Source organism: Achromobacter sp. RT286_PF, assembly GCF_059760425.1.
In genome coordinates this window covers 40,542-53,310 of sequence record NZ_JCBAMR010000037.1, presented here as the reverse complement: position 1 = coordinate 53,310, position 12,769 = coordinate 40,542, and the positions used below count along the sequence as shown (strand labels likewise).

Sequence of the window (12,769 nt, the reverse complement as noted above, 5' to 3'; positions counted from 1 at the left end):
GCCACGATCAGGCCGGCGGCCCCCGGCGCGCCACCAGCGCAGCCATGACGGTGTCGCCGGCCTCGTTAACCAGCCCTTCCGCCACGCCTTCGCGGTCGGCCGGTGTCCGGTTCTGGCTGACCTTCCATTTGCCCTCGATGCGCGATATCGGGATCTCGATCCCGATGATGGCGCGCATCTGCGCCGCAATGAAATCCGCCGGCGCCTCGTCCACGCTCCAGGGCTGCGCGCGCGCCTTTTCCTGGCTGGCGGTCAGCGCTTCCAGCTGCGCGCGCAACCAGGCGGGATCATCCTGGATAACCGGCGTGCCCCACACATGCACCGCCACGAAATTCCACGTGGGCACCACCTTGTGCGTCTGCGCCTTGGTGGCGTACCAGGACGGCGTGATGTAGGCCTGCGCGCCATGAAACGCAATCAAGCATTCCTGCCCCGCCGCCAGGTGCGCAAGCTGGGGGTTGGCACGGGCCACGTGCAGGCGCAGCACGCCATGGTCCCCTTCGGGATAGAGCAGACAGGGGATGTGGTTGGCCATCAAGCCCCCCTCGCCGCTGGTCATGACGACGCCCAACGGGTGGGCGCGGATAAAGTCGTGCTGGACGGCAAGGTCGTCTTCGCGAAAAGCGGATGGCAGGTACATGGTGGGCCAGGCGTAGTCAGGGAAAAACACAACATAACGCCATCGTGGCCCCATGCACAGGTCCATCGCTTCACTGTTTTATAGAGCCACTTCGGCGCTTCCCCGGCAGGATGCGCGCGGACAGCCTTATCGTCGGACACGCTCATAAGCTTGGTTCATGCGTTCCCGCGCCTGCGTTTCGCGCGCGTAAGCGCGGTCGTAGCTTTCCAGGCACCCGGGCGTGGGGCTGGGCCACTTGATGGCGGCGATGGCCGCGGTGAGTTCGTCGCGGGCGCGTTGCCATTCCCGGACAGCGGCGTACCAATCCTTGGCGGTGTCCATAGTTGTCTCCCTATGTGCACGCTTTCCATCGTAGCGCCGCACACGCGGGGGGCCGCGCGCTTTCGCGATTAAAAAAGGATGAGCACCAACCCCTGACAGGGTTAACCCGTCGAATCTGTGGCGGCCAGCCATCAGATCGCGGCGCCGCGCAAGTTGCGTAAAATCCCGCAGCCCGGATGGGGCGCGTAAACGCATCTTCGTCTTGCGCGATGCGAGCCCGTGGCGACGAGCCCGACAACGACCGATTCAACTTCGCACGCGCCGCGCCCGTTGCATCAGCTCAACGGAACGACGCTTTGAACCGGAACGCGTAGCGTTTCCAAACAGGATGCGTTGGCCGGCATTGCGCGATCAGCCTTGGGCACGCCGCATGCAGAGGCGTCTGGTCTCGTTGCCGACAACTTGTCGCAAACGGGGAACATCGCCGACGCCAACGCGGTCCAAACCCAAAATTTTTACTTAAAAATCACGATGTGATGAATATTGACGTCAACCCTCACTTACTCACAGCCACGGCTAATGCTACTGTTCCGCCTGTGCAAGGAGTACATGCAATGGATCAGAAAACGAAGCCCTGGGCCTTTCCCAAGCCTCATCCGGAAAACACCCCACGCGGTGAGCGCAACAAACAGGAGTTCGATGCTCCTGCCGAAGTCAAGAAACCCGCGCCTAAACCGCGCGCCAAAAAAGAACCGCCGGCCGCAAGCCGGGCGCGTTCATGATGTTGCCGACCAGGACGCGCGCCGCTATTGCGGCGTTGCCCGTCCCGGATCGGCCCCGCCGCCGCCCGTTGCCATGACGGGCCCGCGCCGACCTCCCCGGCGCAATTGACGGCTTAAATCAAGCCCGGCCATACTCTGGCGGCCTCGACCGCCTAGAGATCCTATGACCGCTTCCATTTTGCTTGGCATCACCATCACGCTGGTCGCCGTCTGGGGCGGCTTGGCGCTGTGGATACGCGCGCCCTTGCCCCGCGCGGCAAGGGGCTTGCTGACGCTGGCCTGGCTGGTGTTGGCGTTCGCGGCCCTGGCCGCGTTGGCCTGGCCCACGTGGCGCCCCGCGGGCTATGGCTTTGCGCTGGCCACGCTGGCGCTGGGGCTATGGTGGGCACGCCTGCGCGCGTCGAACGACCGGCCGTGGATGCCAGAAGTCTCACGGCAAACCCTGGGGCAGGTGAATGGCAACGTCGTCACGCTGCAAAACGTGCGCAACTTCGACTGGCGCAGCCGCACCGACTTCACCCCCAGATGGGAAACCCGCCGCTACGCGCTTGACGAGCTTGAGTCGGTGGACGTTGCGCTGTCGTACTGGGGCCGCCCCGCCATCGCCCACGCCTTGGTGTCGTTCGGATTCGGGCAGGATCGCTACGTGGTTTTCTCGGTGGAAATCCGCCGCAAGGAAGGCGATCAATTTTCCGAGATCGGCGGCTTTTTCAAGCAATACGAATTAAGCCTGATCGCCTCGACCGAGGAAGACAGCTTGCGCGTGCGCACCAACGTGCGAGGCGAAGACAGCTACCTGTACCGCATCCACATGCCGCTGGACAATGCGCGTTCGTTATTCCTGGCGTATGTGGACAGCGCGAACCGGCTGCGCGACACGCCCCGCTTCTATCACACCGTGACGGGCAACTGCACCACCATCGTGTTCCAGATGGCGCGGCGCATCGTGCCCGGACTGCCGCTGGACTATCGCCAGCTGGCATCTGGATATCTGCCTGAATACTTCTTTGACCTGAACGTGCTGCAAGGCGCGGACAGCGCCGCGCAATACCGCGAACGGGGTCGCTACACCGATCGCGCCCGCGCCCACGGGGATGCCCCCGGGTTCTCTCAAGCGATCCGGAAAGGCGTGCCGAGCATCGATCCTTCGTAGCTTTTGTACACGCGCACCATGACAACATCAACGGCCCCGGCGCTACGCGGCAGCGGCAAGATCAACGGCGTGTTTTTCAACGCGGCGGGCGATGTGGCGGCCGTGGCGTCCGCGTTTGCCCTGCTGGCCCACCCTCGGGCGCGCGCCGCCTATGGCGGGCGCACCTTGCGCTATCGGGTAGCGTTGTACCGCCGCGACTCGCTCGTTCCCTTCGCCGCCTTTGATGACCTGCACTATCCCGTCAACGATGTGGCGTTCCACCCTGCCGGCACGACCGTCGCCATTGGCGGCGGCAGCTACGACGGCGGCTATTTGTTTGAAGGCGAACTCATCGTCTGGGACTGGCGCGAAACGCACGGCGTTCAGCTGTACAACCAGGTTCCCGAAGTGGTGCGATGCCACTACAACGCGGCGGGCGACCAGATCGAAGCATGGGTGCGGCCGTGGGACGACGGCGATGACGCCTGCGATGCCTTCGACGCCTTGTTCCGCGTGCAAGCGCCAGCGCCTTGCCCCGGTTCGCAAGCGCTGAACCTAAGCATGGATGCAGCCCCCAGCGTCCCCGCCGAGCTGCGCGCGCAAGCCTTGCGCGCCGCAGATGTGCAGGAGCTGGAAGCGCGCTTGCAAGCATGGTTCGGAGTAGCCAGGTGGACACTCCGGGGGGCCATCCTGGATGTGGCCTGGCTGGATCACAACCGCTACGCCGCCGTGCACCAGGGCTGCCAGCTAGAGGTCTACCACCGCAACGGCGACCGCCTTGCCACCCACACCGGCGCGGGCCACGGCGTCGAGATCATCAGATCCGGCAAGCAGGTCTTGGTGCACGTGGTCGAGACCGGCCCGGCGGGCCAAATCGTGGGAAGACAGGACGCGCGGCTGTACACGTACACCGGCGCCGGTGCTGACGCCAACGCCAACGCCAACGCCAGCACCGGCACCATCGCCAACGCCAACACCAATGCCGGCCTGCCGCTGACGCGCGCCTATGACGGCGAATTCACGTTTTCCGCCACGCAACAAGGCCGGATCCTGGGCCGCCAAAACCGCGTTACGGCGCACCCCGGGCAGGCGCGCGATGTGCTGCTGGACCTGGCGACCGGCGTCGAGCATCGCCCAGACCTTGGCCACTACGACTGCTTCAACCACTACCTGCGCATCCGCCACGCGCCCTATCTGTTCCTGCTGCAAGGCACGCCCGCCAGCTCGCACGAACGCAAAACCCTGTGCGTGGTGCAACCCGATGGCGCCGTGCGCCGGCTATGGCCGGTTTTAAAAGCCAGCAACGATGCCGCCAGCCACGCCATGGAACTGTGCGGCGCCTACGTCGACGATGCACTGGGCCCCGGCCTTGTCATCGGCGGCAAGCACTATTCGCCCAACGTGCGCGCGCCCTACGCCGGCTTTATCTACCGCAAGCCCTTGGACCGGGATCGCGAACTATGGCGGCGCCCCATCCCCGCATCGCCCAGCGCCATCGTGCACATGCCCGCCTTGAACCTGATCGCAGCCGCCTTTCTTGACGGCTCGCTGCAACTGATTGACGCGCAAACCGGCGTGCTGCGGCGCTATGCCCGCGTGCGGGTCGATGGTTTGCCAACGCTGATCTTCGCCATGGACGCCGACGCGCAATCGCTGGTTGTCGGCACGGTGGATGGCACGATAAAAGTGCTGGAAGCGGGCCAATTAGGTGGCGCGCGTGCTGATGTGGCCGAAGCCAAACGGCAAGCTTTCGATCAAGCCGGGTCCGATAGCGGCACGGACGCAGATGCGAACGGCTATGCGCCGGGCACCGCTTCCGTCATCAATCTGGATTGACGGCAGATCGCGCCCCCCTTTCATTCCGCCGCCCGCTCAGCCGCCTTCGTGGCAGCCGGCGTGGCCCTGAACGAGACGCCCAGGCGGTTGAAGGCATTCATCAGCCCGATGGCATAGGTCAGGTCCGCCAATTCCTTGTCGCTGAACTCGGCGGCGGCCGCGGCATAGGCCTCATCCGGCACACCGGTATCAGCCACGCGCGTCACGCTTTCCGCCCACGCAAACGCCGCGCGTTCCCGTCGCGTAAACACCGCGCCCGCTTCATGCCACACCGGCACCAGCACCAGCTTGTCCACCGTCACGCCCTGCTTGATGAGGTCGCGCGAATGCATGTCGATGCAATAGGCGCATCCGTTGATCTGCGACACCCGCAAAAACACCAGATCAATCAAGGTTTTCGGCAGGCCGCAGTGCTGAAGATAAACATATACCGCGCCAAAAGCCTTGTACCCGTCGGGCGAAGCTTTGGCATAGTCAAGGCGAGCATTCATGATGGCATCCTGGTAAAGACATTTCAGAACCGCTATCGTGCGCCCACTTGGCCCAGCCGGACAGAGCCATGACGCGCAATATGGACTAGGTCATGATGGCGCCCCGCCACACAGCCGGCGCCAGACGGCATTGCCATCCCGGATCTGCCGCCGGACGGAAGCCGGCGTGGCATCCACCTGCGCCGCCGTATCAAAATAGACGGGCCGCGCGTGCTCGCAATATTCAACGCCCACCCGGGCGGGTGCCACGCACCCAGTCACGCTTAAGCTCGTCAGCAATGGCAGCATCGTCCATCCCAGCCGTTTGATGTTGCACATCCCTTACCTCCTGCCGAGCCTGGTCGGCCTGCCGATTGATTTGCGTGTCGCGCCCCTGGCGTTCAGCGCGCGCGCCCACGCTGCGCCCTCGCAAATACGCCAGCAGCACCACAGCGCTTGCAGCCAACGCGGCCACCGCCAGAGTCTTGAACCGTTCAAGCCACGCGAACATGCCGTCCCCCGATAGCGCCCATGGCTTGGGCATACAGCGCGAGCCAAGTGTGCGGATGCGGTTTGCCGGGGCGCCAGGTGCGCAGGTACAAGGCCCAGGCGCTGTCGGCGTCCCCCTCGTCAGGCAAACGATGCGGGTCGGTCCACAAGAGCAGACGCGCAAAGCCGGCGGCAAGCACGTCGTCCGCTTCCAGGGCGGTGTAGACGGCGCCCGCGGTGGCCGCCACGTCGCGTTCGGCGCAGAGCCGGCGGGCAGGTCCGTAAGTGGCTGCATGCGTCAACACGCCTCGCACGCCACCGCCCTGCTCGAACTGCCAGAAGCCACGGGCCGGTCCACCGACTTGCCGACGATGCAGAAAGCGGCTTTCCTGCAAGCCGATAGCCAGCAAGAGAACGCGGGCCTGCGGCGTGTCCATCGCGGGCGGAAGCAGCGTCAAGGCGGGCAACACAGCCTTTTGCAATACAGCATCAAGATCCACGATCTTTTCCCCCTTGGCGCGGCATCCCCAAAATCTTGGCGCGCGCCTCGGCCAGCCAGTCCAGCACGCCCTTCTTGCGCATGCTGGCCAGCCACCGCATATAGGCGCCCAACACCCACCACGCCGGCAGGCCCGCAAGCAGCATGCTGGGACCCAGCACGTAGAACTTTGCAAGCAAGGCGTCGTCGGTGCCCGCGCCATGATGGGCAAGCCAGGTCATGGCCTCCATCAAGGCAGGCTTCCACGCAATGACAGCCGCAGCCAGCGCGGGCCCGAAAAGAAAGGAGCAGGCCACGGTGGATACCGTCCGCACGGTGAATTCCCTGACCGTGCGCGGCGGCATGAGCAATAAGCCGAGCATGGCTGCGATGGCGGCGGGAATGCCATACGCCATCGCGACCTTTAAGGCGGCAAGCCCGCCTAAGCTGGTAGAACCGGGTTCCATGATGGGGGTGCTCCTGAAAAGCGTGTGCAGGATGGCCTCCTGTAGGGACGGAAAAAATGCCCGCGAGCGGGCGTAGTAAAGGACAAAGCGCAAAGATCGGATGTGAGTTCAAATCGGGCCTTTTGCCCATGAAACCCTGGTCCCGCCGTCAACCCCGCCGCAAGCCCACCCCCCCCCCACCCTGGCCGACGCGCTAACGCGTTATCTGGCCGAGGTCTCGATTACCAAGAAGGGGCAGGCCGCAGAGCAATCCATCGCCCGTATCTGGCGCGGCACGCGCTTGGCGATCCGGCCGGTCGACCGGATCCGCAGCTCGGATTTGACCGAGTTGCGAGACGAATGGCTCAAGGACAGGGCGCCCGCCACCGTCGTCCGGCGCTTGGCGTTTCTGTCGCACGTCTACACCGTGATCCGAAAAGACTGGGGTTTCGATCAGTTGGCCAATCCGGTCCAGTTGGTGCGACGGCCGGCGGTTGACGACGCGCGCGACCGCCGCCTGTTCGAGCGCATCACCTTGCGCGGGGTCTCGAACGACGACTGTCCCGCCAAGGAACTGGAATGGATCATCCGCGCCTCGCGGTCGATAGAGCTACCCACCATCCTCATCGTGGCCAAAGAGACTGGCATGCGTCGGTCCGAGGTCGTCGGCATCCTGCGCGAACACCTGGATCTTATGCATAGGGTGGTACACCTGCCGCATACAAAAAACGGGCGCGCGCGTAACGTTCCGCTGACACCGCGCGCGCGTGAAGCGTTGCGGCGGTGGGTCACGGGCAAACCTTTGCGGGGCCGGATTTTCAGTATGCAGCCCGCTTCCGTCACGCGCGCCTTCATTCGGGCTCGCAGGCGCGCTCGCTTGCGCTATGAAGATCTGTGCCGCCAACATGGACGCAGGCCGAACAGCGCCTATTTCCGCGACCTGCGGTTTCATGACCTGCGGCACGAGGGGACATCGCAGCTTGCCACGGTGTTCCAGATCCATGAACTGGCCAAGGTCAACGGCAACGTGGACACGCGGATGCTGCTGCGCTACTACCACCCACACGGCCGCGAGCTGGCCCAAAAGCTGACGCGCAGCCCGTTGGGGCGCCGCCAACTGGAAGAGATGCGCCTGGAACGCGATATCGATTCGCAGGCCATGCCGCTGGCCGCGTAAAGGCTACGCGTTTTCAGACGCCTGCCCGGCCGGTTTCGGGGGAGCGACCGACGTCAGCCAAGCCGGCAGCTTTCCCCATCCCGGGTAGCTCACCTTGCCGCCGGCGTCTTCATACTCGGCACCGATTGAATACGGGGTGCCCGTCTCCACCACCCATAACGGCGTGGTGCGATGATCCTCGACCATGACCCACGCGTTCCCTACGCGTCGAGGCCGCTTGCCGGCAGGCGGTTCCGGTGGCGCGTCCACATATGCGCCATAGGCGATATTGAACACACCGGGCGTAAGCGCCAGCTCGTTGGCAACAGACTTGTACAGGTACAGGCCATCATCGTCAGTCTGAAAGACTTCCTTTTGCATATCGGTTTTCCTTAGAAATGAAATTTGCACTGCAAATGCGAGAACGTTAGGCAGCCGTCAAGGACATGCCTTTCTGGCCCACAGTCATCAGCTTTCATCCCGTTCTATCGCCGTGGGCTCGGGAGGACTGATTGACGTTGCAAGCTCGGCTGCGACGGGCGGCTGGGGGTTGACCACGACGGCTGGAGGGGCCGAAACCAGGCCGGTGAACGCCGCCTACCACCCTCGAATACACGCGTAATTTAAGTGTGAAGGCGCGGCTGGTATGTGACGTTCACCGGGCGCGTCTCCGCGCCCCCCGATGGGTTGATACCGAGGTTGCTGACGCCCGACCTAATGCCGTAAGTCGCGCTGGCAGCGAAGGCCAAACCGGTGGCTGTAATCGAGGACACTTGGTATGAGCTGCCGTCAATATTTATGCCCGGATGCGCGTGCCCTTGCACCTGCTGAGTCTGCCTGCTGCCCAGCACCCTCGCATTTGCAGTGCAACGCACGTTAGGCGTGGATTCTCGGATGGAAGGCGGTATTCAAAGATCGGGTTTCGTCCGACGTGCGTGCGCCGGCCGACAGAGACATAACCACGTCCATGAACCTCAGATAGCCGGCCACTTGACTGACGGAATAGATGGTTCCGACGTCCCGGGTCTTGGTGAACGCGCCGCTTGCTGCCCCGGTAGCTCCGGCGGCAATGTCGAAAAGCGTTCCGGTCACCCGCTGGATGGCGTCGGTCTGCCGGCTTCCCAGCGCTCTCACATTTGCAGTGTCAGCGTCAGTTCCGGTAAACCGGCGGAACATGTCGCGCAAATCCGGGACGCGGAACGTGGTGGCGTCGATGTTGACGAAGTAGTGGCCGCCCCTGCGCGCTTCCCAATTGGCCTGGGTGAGAACCAGGCCGTTTTCCTGCGCGTACCCCCACAACGCGGCGTAAGCGGACTTCTGGAGGATGCCGCCCACCGCGTCCACCTCGTTCGGCAACGGGGCCACGGTGTGGCCGTCCAGCGGTCGGCCGCAAAGCGGGGAGCGGTAACCGGTATAGAAACTGGTGGAGACCCAAATCCACACTTCGGCGACTTCGGCGACCAGAACCGGGCCGATGTTGGTCGTTGGCAAGTTGGCCAGCGACACCGCCGGGATGCGGGTGTCCAGTGCGGCCTGCAAGCCGTTCACTCGCGCGATATCCGATCGGGCGAAGGCCAGATTGCCGCCTTCCGCAACTTGAGACACGGTCTCAAACGCCGTCACCGGCTCGACCTTCCAACCCACGCCCCAACCAGCCACCGACGCGCCGGAGGTGTTGTATTTGGCTTGCACTTCCGACACGGTCACGCTTGCGTATGACCAGGACTTGGTTGTGTCGCCGATCCAGATGCATGGAAGGCCCGCCGCGTCCGAACCGAACCGGACAGGCAGATCGGAAGCCGCGCTGCCCGCCAGCACCGTCGCGCCGCAGCGTGCCCACGCCTTCGTTGTTTGCACGTAGCCATGGATCAACAACGACACCGGCGGCACGCCGTCCAGGTACTCGAAGACATCCACCCGCAAACGCAGCATCGTGTTCGCGCCGACCGCCGCGGCGGGCAACGTGATTTTCATCGCGCCAACCACGGTGCCGGTGTGCGTGGAATAACCCCCACCATCCGGCAGCAGGACATGCGCGGTGCGTCCCGACGCGGTATTCGTTCCGTACTGGGCGCCGATCGCCGCGCCCGTGCCAAGCACCAAGGGCCCGCTGATATCGCCGCCCGTCTTGGGCAGCGCCTGGATGTCTTCCAGCACCTGCGCTGGGGTGCGAGGCACCAGCGCGCCGGTTCCCGCGCCCGTCACGTACGAACCTGCCGCCACGGTTGCCAGGCCCGTGCCGCCGCGCGCCACGGGCAAGGTGCCGGCCGATGCCTTCGAGACGTCCAGCGCCGTCACGTTCAGCGCCACGTTGCCCGACCCGTCAAAGCTGACGCCGGCCGCCGTTGCCCCGCCCGTGACCGAGAACGTGCGGGCCGAGGCAAGCTTGGTTGCGGTGGCCGCGTTGCCGATGGCGACTTCGCCGGCGGCGGACACGCGGCCCTTGGCGTCCACCGTGAACGTCGGCACCGCATTCGCGTTGCCGTAGCTGCCGGCCGTGACGCCGCTGGGGCTGAGCGTCAGACCCAGGGAAAGGTTGGCGGACCCGTCGAACGAACCGGTACCCGTGGCGTCGCCGGTGGCGGCGATGGTGCGCGCCGTCGCCAGCTTTGTCGCCGCACCCGCCGTCAACGACGTGGCCGTGCCGGACAGACGCGCCACCGGCACCGTGCCGGTCTTCAGGTTCGCGGCGTTCAGGTTCTGTTGCGCGTAGCTCAACGCATCGAAACTCGTGGCCGCCAGCGGTCTGCCGGTGACCTCGGCCAGGCCGTCCAACTGCTTGTACAGCCAGGCCAGCCGTTCGTCGGTGGTCTGCTGCACCTTGTTGAATTGCTCGACCGAAGGCGGCACGGATCCGATGAACGACCAACCGGTCTTGTACTGCTGGTCGGTGATGTCTTCCGTCAGGCCGTTTTGCGCCCAGGTCGATTTGAAAAGGTCAAAGAAAGTAGGGTCTGCCATCAGTAAATCCCTCGCGCCAGCACGCCGACGCCAAAGCCAAAGAAACCTTGCTCGCGAAAGCCGAAGGGCTTGTCAGTCGAGCCGGTGATGAGTTGCACGCCGATGCCGGCGGCTTGGGGCACCCACTTGTAGGGGTTGGCCATCAGTGGGTCGTTGGGGCCGGGAATGCGGCTGACCCAGATACGGATCTTTGCGTTGCCGGCGTTTTGCACCACGACCCGGGTCACATCGAAGATCGGCTTGAGCGAACGGACGATCTCCGGCGTGGTGCCATGCCCGTTGTTCAAGGCGATCTTCCAATACAGCAGCTTGCGATACTCCGCGTCCAGCAGCGCGGTAGAGCCGGCCACGGGCCGTTCATTGGCGCGGCGAAAGCGCGCCTGGCCGAAGCCTCCCACGCTAGGCTGCCCTTCAAACCCGAAAAATTGCAGGTAGATCGCTTCATCAATCACGCGCGGCAAGCCGACGATCTCGCCAATGCCGTCCAACTGCCTGCCCACCGCGGTGTCCAGCCAGCGGTCTTCGTACAGCGCCCGCAGCGCGCCTTGCAGCCCGTCCGCGGGTTTGAGCAGCGCCTTGACCAGCGCCTCCAACCGCCGCTTGGTTTGAAACTGGCCCAGCCAATGGCCCCAGGCAACCTGCCCGTGGTTCTGATGCAGATCCATCACGTCACCTCGATGCGCGACAGGTCAAACGCGGCCACCTGGAAGTCCTGGATCGCCACGTTGGCCGCGCGAAAGTCCGAGGGCGCGGGCGTGAAGGCCGGGTTGGTCGAGAACGCCAGCGCCAGGTCCACGGACGCCAGCCCCGGCGTGCGAAAGATGGCGCCGTAAAGCCGTTGCAAGACGACGTCCTCGCCGATGGTGAAGCCCTCGCCCACCGCCGCCAGGCTCTGGGCGATGCGCTGAAAGCCGTCGGGCGGAAATGCTTGCTCGGACGGCGGCAGCAGTGTCGTGGCGCAACGCACCCAAAGGTAGACGCGTTCAGGCCGGTCGAAACGGATCAGATGGTTGGCGCCCTCTTCATCCTTGACCACCACCTGACGCTGGCCGTGGGTGTCGATGCCCGCCGCCACCACGCGAAAGATGGCATCGGCCACCTCGTCATCCAGCCCGCCGTCGGCCACCACGTGCACGCTGTGCGGCGGGCGGCCCTGTGCGTCCGGCACGTCGGTGCTGTTCATGAAGACTCTCACGACGCGCACGCCGGCCACGCGGTCGCGCACGTTGGGCGCAATACTGGGCAGCGTTGCCGCGCCCAGACGAAACAGGCCGGTGGTGTAGCGGGCCCGCAGCTGGGCGGCGGTTTCCGCCAGGCGTCCCGCCACACCCGCTTGCAGATTGTTGACGGCGTCCCACCCGTCCACCTGCGTCACGATGCCATTCAGGTCGCCTACATCGGCCCCTTCGTCGGACGCGTCCACCGTTGTCATCAGGCCGGGCGATCCCAGACGAACCAATGACAACGCGGGGGACCACGCGAATGACGCTGCCTGCCGCCCGTCCGTATGCAGCCGCACGGAGACGCCGTCGCTGGATACCGCCAGCCCGCTGCCATTCAGCGCGGCCACCAAGCCCGCCAGCACCTGCGGCAAATTCGTCGTGACGCCGCTGGTGTAGGCATAGTCCACGCCGTCGATCGACACGGTGTAGGCGGTTTGGGCAGCGACGGCGGGTTGCAGCGTCACATCCGCTGCCGCGCCCGGCAGGATTTGCACGGCACTGTCCAGCCCCCATAAGTTCTGGCTGACGCGATGCCGCGCTTGCGCACCGGCCGGCACCGTTGTGCCCGCCGCGCCATACAGCACCACATAGGCACGCGAGGGCTCGTCGCGATAGCGCGACACGCCGGTGAACGACACGGCGCGGTCCAGCGAGACGCCCGTCGCCGAGCCCGGATACATCGCGTAGTAGACGCCTTCAGCCTGCTCCCACAACGTGGCTTCGCGTTCCGCGAAGGTGTCGATCAGCAGGCCGGTAATACTGTCCGGGCGGGTTTCCACCGCCCCATTGAACCCGGCCGATTGCATGCGAGCACGCAAGTCGGCCACGATTTCCTGGCGGATTTCGGGCAGGCGTGGTCGGACGAACCCGTCCGGTGTGACACCGTAGGCCATAG

At 64.8% G+C, this 12,769-nt stretch carries 14 protein-coding genes; 4 read left to right on the top strand and 10 right to left on the bottom strand.

Features of this window, described 5'->3' with window-relative positions; genetic code table 11:
* Positions 1–7: 7 nt before the first annotated feature.
* Both AC6LJY_RS23020 and AC6LJY_RS23015 read right to left on the bottom strand, forming a co-directional pair.
* Positions 8–640 carry an FMN-binding negative transcriptional regulator gene (locus AC6LJY_RS23020; protein WP_120157571.1) on the bottom strand — a complete coding sequence of 211 codons (633 nt, stop codon included), beginning with the start codon at positions 638–640 and terminating at the stop codon, positions 8–10.
* A 126-nt stretch (positions 641–766) separates the two neighbouring features.
* The gene (locus AC6LJY_RS23015) at positions 767–961 is read right to left on the bottom strand and encodes a hypothetical protein (protein ID WP_046805965.1); all 195 of its coding nucleotides are present in this window, start codon (positions 959–961) and stop codon (positions 767–769) included.
* Between the two features lie 554 nt (positions 962–1,515).
* Here AC6LJY_RS23015 and AC6LJY_RS23010 point away from each other — a divergent pair.
* The 3 genes from AC6LJY_RS23010 to AC6LJY_RS23000 all read left to right on the top strand — a co-directional run bounded on the left by AC6LJY_RS23010 (position 1,516) and on the right by AC6LJY_RS23000 (position 4,651).
* Complete coding sequence (locus tag AC6LJY_RS23010) at positions 1,516–1,683, top strand: hypothetical protein (protein WP_162941244.1); 168 nt, start codon at positions 1,516–1,518, stop codon at positions 1,681–1,683.
* Positions 1,684–1,846: 163 nt separating this feature from the next.
* The gene (locus tag AC6LJY_RS23005; protein ID WP_498136851.1) at positions 1,847–2,836 is read left to right on the top strand and encodes an Lnb N-terminal periplasmic domain-containing protein; all 990 of its coding nucleotides are present in this window, start codon (positions 1,847–1,849) and stop codon (positions 2,834–2,836) included.
* An 18-nt stretch (positions 2,837–2,854) separates the two neighbouring features.
* Entirely contained in the window at positions 2,855–4,651 is a 1,797-nt protein-coding gene (locus AC6LJY_RS23000; RefSeq protein ID WP_498136850.1) for a hypothetical protein, read from the top strand.
* A 20-nt stretch (positions 4,652–4,671) separates the two neighbouring features.
* Here AC6LJY_RS23000 and AC6LJY_RS22995 read toward each other — a convergent pair whose 3' ends face one another.
* From AC6LJY_RS22995 to AC6LJY_RS22980, 4 genes are all read right to left on the bottom strand, one after another.
* Complete coding sequence (locus AC6LJY_RS22995) at positions 4,672–5,142, bottom strand: carboxymuconolactone decarboxylase family protein (protein WP_314363455.1); 471 nt, start codon at positions 5,140–5,142, stop codon at positions 4,672–4,674.
* A 223-nt stretch (positions 5,143–5,365) separates the two neighbouring features.
* A complete protein-coding gene (locus tag AC6LJY_RS22990; RefSeq protein ID WP_314363453.1) occupies positions 5,366–5,632 on the bottom strand; it encodes a hypothetical protein in 267 nt (88 codons plus the stop codon).
* A complete protein-coding gene (locus AC6LJY_RS22985; protein WP_498136849.1) occupies positions 5,616–6,110 on the bottom strand; it encodes a hypothetical protein in 495 nt (164 codons plus the stop codon). The genes AC6LJY_RS22990 and AC6LJY_RS22985 overlap by 17 nt, the downstream gene beginning before the upstream one ends.
* Positions 6,100–6,555: a hypothetical protein gene (locus tag AC6LJY_RS22980; protein ID WP_046805970.1), complete on the bottom strand. Its 456-nt coding sequence runs from the start codon at positions 6,553–6,555 to the stop codon at positions 6,100–6,102. Before AC6LJY_RS22980 ends, AC6LJY_RS22985 begins: the two co-directional genes overlap by 11 nt.
* Positions 6,556–6,874: 319 nt before the next feature.
* Here AC6LJY_RS22980 and AC6LJY_RS22975 point away from each other — a divergent pair, with 319 nt between their 5' ends.
* Positions 6,875–7,711: a tyrosine-type recombinase/integrase gene (locus tag AC6LJY_RS22975; protein ID WP_498136848.1), complete on the top strand. Its 837-nt coding sequence runs from the start codon at positions 6,875–6,877 to the stop codon at positions 7,709–7,711.
* Between the two features lie 3 nt (positions 7,712–7,714).
* On the opposite strand, the gene AC6LJY_RS22970 is transcribed toward AC6LJY_RS22975, so the two are convergent.
* The 4 genes from AC6LJY_RS22970 to AC6LJY_RS22955 all read right to left on the bottom strand — a co-directional run bounded on the left by AC6LJY_RS22970 (position 7,715) and on the right by AC6LJY_RS22955 (position 12,767).
* Positions 7,715–8,071: a phage tail protein gene (locus tag AC6LJY_RS22970; RefSeq protein ID WP_498136847.1), complete on the bottom strand. Its 357-nt coding sequence runs from the start codon at positions 8,069–8,071 to the stop codon at positions 7,715–7,717.
* A 495-nt stretch (positions 8,072–8,566) separates the two neighbouring features.
* The gene (locus tag AC6LJY_RS22965; RefSeq protein ID WP_498136846.1) at positions 8,567–10,651 is read right to left on the bottom strand and encodes a hypothetical protein; all 2,085 of its coding nucleotides are present in this window, start codon (positions 10,649–10,651) and stop codon (positions 8,567–8,569) included.
* Complete coding sequence (locus AC6LJY_RS22960) at positions 10,651–11,316, bottom strand: baseplate wedge 1 family protein (protein WP_498136845.1); 666 nt, start codon at positions 11,314–11,316, stop codon at positions 10,651–10,653. Before AC6LJY_RS22960 ends, AC6LJY_RS22965 begins: the two co-directional genes overlap by 1 nt.
* Positions 11,316–12,767 (bottom strand): hypothetical protein, encoded by a 1,452-nt coding sequence (locus AC6LJY_RS22955; RefSeq protein WP_498136844.1) that lies wholly within the window; start codon positions 12,765–12,767, stop codon positions 11,316–11,318. The genes AC6LJY_RS22960 and AC6LJY_RS22955 overlap by 1 nt, the downstream gene beginning before the upstream one ends.
* Positions 12,768–12,769: the final 2 nt, after the last annotated feature.